The organism is Psychrobacillus sp., from assembly GCF_056205495.1.
In genome coordinates this window covers 1-4,277 of the sequence record NZ_JBAEAP010000367.1, presented here as the reverse complement: position 1 = coordinate 4,277, position 4,277 = coordinate 1, and the positions used below count along the sequence as shown (strand labels likewise).

Below are 4,277 nucleotides of genomic sequence, written 5' to 3'. Positions count from 1 at the left end.
ATAGGGCTTCCTGGCGATCATGTAGAGTATAAAAACGACCAGCTCTACATTAACGGAAAAGAAGTTGCTGAGCCTTATTTAGAACAAAAAAAGAGCGAGTTAACAGAAGGTACATTAACTGGGGACTTTACGCTTGAAAGTATCACTGGAGACAAAAAAATCCCAGAAGGATATGTTTTCGTTATGGGAGACAACCGCTTATACAGTAAAGACAGCCGAATGATCGGTTTAATTGAAATCGATGAAATTATAGGGAAAACAAATTTAGTATTTTGGCCAATTGGTGAGGCTGGTTTTGTAAAATAACCAAAGTAGTGCGTAAGAAGGTGATTCTTCTTCCCGGCTATTAGAAAATAGCTAGTGCTTTAAGAAGGAGGTGCAATATGACAATACAATGGTTTCCGGGTCATATGGCCAAAGCAAGAAGAGAAGTTACCGAGAATCTAAAGCTTGTAGACATTATTTTTGAACTGATAGATGCACGTTTACCATTGTCTTCAAGAAATCCTATGTTAGACGAGGTAGTCCATCAAAAAACAAGGCTACTTATTCTAAACAAAGTGGATATGGCTGATGATATGCAAACCAAAAAATGGATAGCTTATTTCGAGTCAAAAGGGCACCCTACTGTTGCGATAAACTCTTTGGAAGGGAAAGGGCTCCAAGCGGTTTTTAAGGCCTCTAAAGAGCTTTTAAAGCCTAAATGGGACCGTATGAAAGAACGCGGGATTAAACCTAGACCAATTAGAGCTATGATTGTAGGCATTCCGAATGTTGGAAAATCTACTTTAATTAATCGCTTTGCCAAAAAGAATATTGCTAAAACCGGAAACACTCCAGGTGTAACCAAAAGACAGCAATGGATTAAAGTAGAAAAGGAAATAGAGCTATTAGATACGCCGGGTATTTTATGGCCTAGATTTGAAGACCAAATAATAGGCTATAAACTTGCTTTAACTGGCGCCATTAAGGATGCTGTTATCAACATGGAAGACTTAGCAGTATATGGGCTACGTTTTTTAGAAGAACATTATCCAAAGAGAATGGAAGAGCGATATAATATTACAAAAATCAGTGAGGATTTAGTAGACACTTTTGATCATATTGGTAAACTCAGAAGATGCTTTGCATCCGGCGGTGAAATTGACTATGATCAAGTGGCTGAGCTAATTGTTCGTGATATAAGAAATCAGCAATTAGGTAAGCTGACTTTCGATTTTGTAGATGAATATGAGTGAAAAAATTCCCTTTTTACCTTCTGGTAAAGAGGGTTTTCTCGATTTATAATATTTTTAACCGATACATACATAAAGCAAAAGAAAGCTGAAGTGATTTTAATGTTACGTTTACAAGAAATAAAAGAAAAATTAATAGTTGCAGATGGCACAGAAGACTGGTTTAAAGAACTTGAAGAAGATCAACGGGCTGGAGCAAAGAAATTATTGGAAAGCTGGAAGAGAAAACAACAAGTCCAAAGACTAGAAAAAGAAGCTCATATTGAGAAGGTAATGTTTGATAAAAGTTTTGATGTTAATCGAAGTGGACTAATAGCGGGAGTGGATGAGGCCGGAAGGGGACCGCTAGCAGGTCCAGTTGTGACTGCCGCGGTTATTTTAAGAGAAGATACAAGTAACTTAATAGGATTAAATGACTCTAAACAAATATCCAGAGCAAAAAGAAATGAATTAGCATTGAAAATAAAAGAGAATGCTATTAGTTACTTCATACATTTTCAATCAGTTGAAAAAATTGATACGCTAAATATATATGAAGCAACAAAACAATCGATGTCAGAAGCTGTGCTTAGCTTAAAAATCCAACCGGGTGTTGTATTGGTAGATGCTATGAAACTACCAATAGATATAGAAAATCACTCCCTTATTAAAGGAGATGCTAAAAGTTTAGCAATTGCAGCTGCTTCTATTTTGGCAAAAACAGCAAGAGATGAATATATGGATAAACTTCACGAGGAGTATCCTGTCTATCTTTTCAATAAACACGCAGGCTATGGTACAAAGGAGCATATAGCAATGATTATGCAGCATGGTCCAAGTGAGCATCATCGAAAAACTTTTGAACCGATTAAATCTATATTAAAAAGCGAGGTGAAAGTATGAGTGGACCTTCTTTTTCGTCCATCCAATTGAACGCACCAAATGTTATTTCATCGAAGGTATCAGTCCATATGAAAGAAGGACAAGTCATACATGGAACAATTAAAAACCTATTCCCAAATCAAACAGCAGAAGTTCAAATAGGGAACCAAAAGATAATCGCAAAACTTGAAACCCCTTTAAAAACTGGGGATGCTCATTTCTTTCAAGTAACAAAGGCAGCACCTGAAATTCAGCTCAAAGTTGTGACTGGTCCCTTAAGTGGAGGAAATTCACTTGCCCATCAGTCTCAGCAATTGCTCCAGGCAATGAATTTAAGTAAATCAAGTGAGATGCAGGCAATCATTCAATTTTTTATAAAAGAACAATTACCTATCTCTAAGGAAATACTTATACAGGCTGAACAGCTGATTAAGAATTTACCTCCTAATGCCACTTTAAAAGGAGGACTAGAAGCAATTCAAAAAATGATAGAGTTAAAAATTCCAATGACTTCTAAAATGTTTGATACTTTATTGAGTGGTAAAACTACTACTGGTTTTCCTTCACTAATAACTAATTTGAAAACTGCATTACAGCAGGAACAACAACTTTCTCCAACACAAAAAGAATCTATTGTACAAAACCTACAGAAGATAGGAGAACCTTTTCATCTTCCTGTAGCAGGTGCTCTATTAGGTAAACAATTACAAACTCTTCTAAATACACAGCTTCCATCTGCTATTCGTTTACCTATATTACAACAGCTTATAACCGCTTCTATCTTACCTTCTGAGGCGACATTGAATAATCCGGTGCCAATTTCAAATAACCCAGCATTAAAACAAACGGCAGGGGAAATCATTAGCAAACTAATGCAGCCAAATATAGAAAATAAACTGGGAGTAGTTGAGCAGTTGCGAAGCTGGATTCAAAATCAGCCCTTACTTTCATCATCTCAAAAGGAACAAGTTTTAATGAATATTAAAGAAGGAGAAGCAAAACCTAATCTAGTAGCTCATTCATTAGTTAAGGTCTTCTCTGAGCAAAGCCAGCAAGCAGTTTTTAAAATAGATTCAAACGGACTTACACCAAAAGATCATTTAGTTTCTATATTGGGAAAAGGAATGACTATCAATTCCATTAATCAAACTTTAGAGCAAATAACCAATATTAATAAGGACTCTTCTCTTATCCAATTTAGAAATCAAGCAGAGCAAGCAGTACTAAGTCAACTAGATGGAAAAGCCTTTGAAATGGCAATGAAAGAAACGCTAAAAATGCTTGGATATAGCTATGAGGGAAAGTTAGCAAGCGGGAAAGATGAAGTGCGTCAACTAGCAAGCCAGCTAAAGCCGCAACTTGTAGAATTGCTACAAATGCCTAATATTTCGGCTATTGTCAGAGATGGAGCCGAATCGATTATTAGTCGAATGAATGGTTTGCAGCTCTTGTCGGGAGAAAATGGTCCCCAACATCAATTATTAATGCAAGTTCCTTTAGAATTTTTAGGTAAGCGAATGGATGCAACTCTTGAATGGAATGGGAGAATGAAGGAAGATGGGAAAATAGATTCGGATTTTGCTCGAATAATGTTTTACCTTCAATTAGATTCACTTAAAGAAACTGTAGTAGATATGCAAGTCCAAAATAAAATAGTGACGATTAACCTCTTTAATGATGATCAGACGATTGAAACGATAGCTAACAAACTTAAGCCTACATTAAAGGAGGGATTGGCAACTGCTGGTTATCAATTGTCTGGAATTTTTATAAAAACCTTTGCACAACAAAAAATGTCGAGCTTATGGCCAAATAACTCATCTTCTTCCAAAGAGCAAGGAGTGGATATTAGGATATGACAGAAGGTAAGTTTAAAAGGAAAGAAGCCATCGCCTTAACATATAAGCCTGGTCAATCGGATGCTCCTACTGTAGTAGCTAAGGGGAAAGGAAAAATAGCAGAAAATATATTAGAAAAGGCATTGGAGCATTCTGTACCTATACAGGAGGATGCTAGTCTAGTAGAACTGCTAGGAAAGCTAGATATTAACCAATCCATACCCGAAGAACTTTATCAGGCGGTTGCAGAGGTTTTTGCATTTGTGTATAGGGTAGATAAAGAAAGAGGAGAGAAGTAATATTTTGTCCTTTTTATCACAGAATAGATTATGCATGAGAAAGT

5 protein-coding genes are annotated in these 4,277 nt (G+C 36.3%); all 5 read left to right on the top strand.

From position 1 onward, the window contains the following. Nucleotides 1-306: signal peptidase I (lepB, locus tag AC06OU_RS11000; protein WP_475855774.1), on the top strand; the 306-nt coding region annotated here is incomplete at its 5' end. A gap of 77 nt (nucleotides 307-383) precedes the next feature. Beyond that, nucleotides 384-1,238, top strand: a complete 855-nt coding sequence (gene ylqF / locus AC06OU_RS10995; protein WP_169358577.1) for a ribosome biogenesis GTPase YlqF — start codon at nucleotides 384-386, stop codon at nucleotides 1,236-1,238. 99 nt (nucleotides 1,239-1,337) lie between these two features. Further along, nucleotides 1,338-2,117, top strand: a complete 780-nt coding sequence (locus tag AC06OU_RS10990) for a ribonuclease HII (protein ID WP_475855771.1) — start codon at nucleotides 1,338-1,340, stop codon at nucleotides 2,115-2,117. Further along, on the top strand, nucleotides 2,114-3,955 hold the full coding sequence (locus AC06OU_RS10985) for a hypothetical protein (RefSeq protein WP_475855770.1): 1,842 nt from the start codon (nucleotides 2,114-2,116) through the stop codon (nucleotides 3,953-3,955). The genes AC06OU_RS10990 and AC06OU_RS10985 overlap by 4 nt, the downstream gene beginning before the upstream one ends. Beyond that, complete coding sequence (locus AC06OU_RS10980) at nucleotides 3,952-4,233, top strand: EscU/YscU/HrcU family type III secretion system export apparatus switch protein (RefSeq protein ID WP_169358580.1); 282 nt, start codon at nucleotides 3,952-3,954, stop codon at nucleotides 4,231-4,233. The genes AC06OU_RS10985 and AC06OU_RS10980 overlap by 4 nt, the downstream gene beginning before the upstream one ends. Nucleotides 4,234-4,277: the final 44 nt, after the last annotated feature.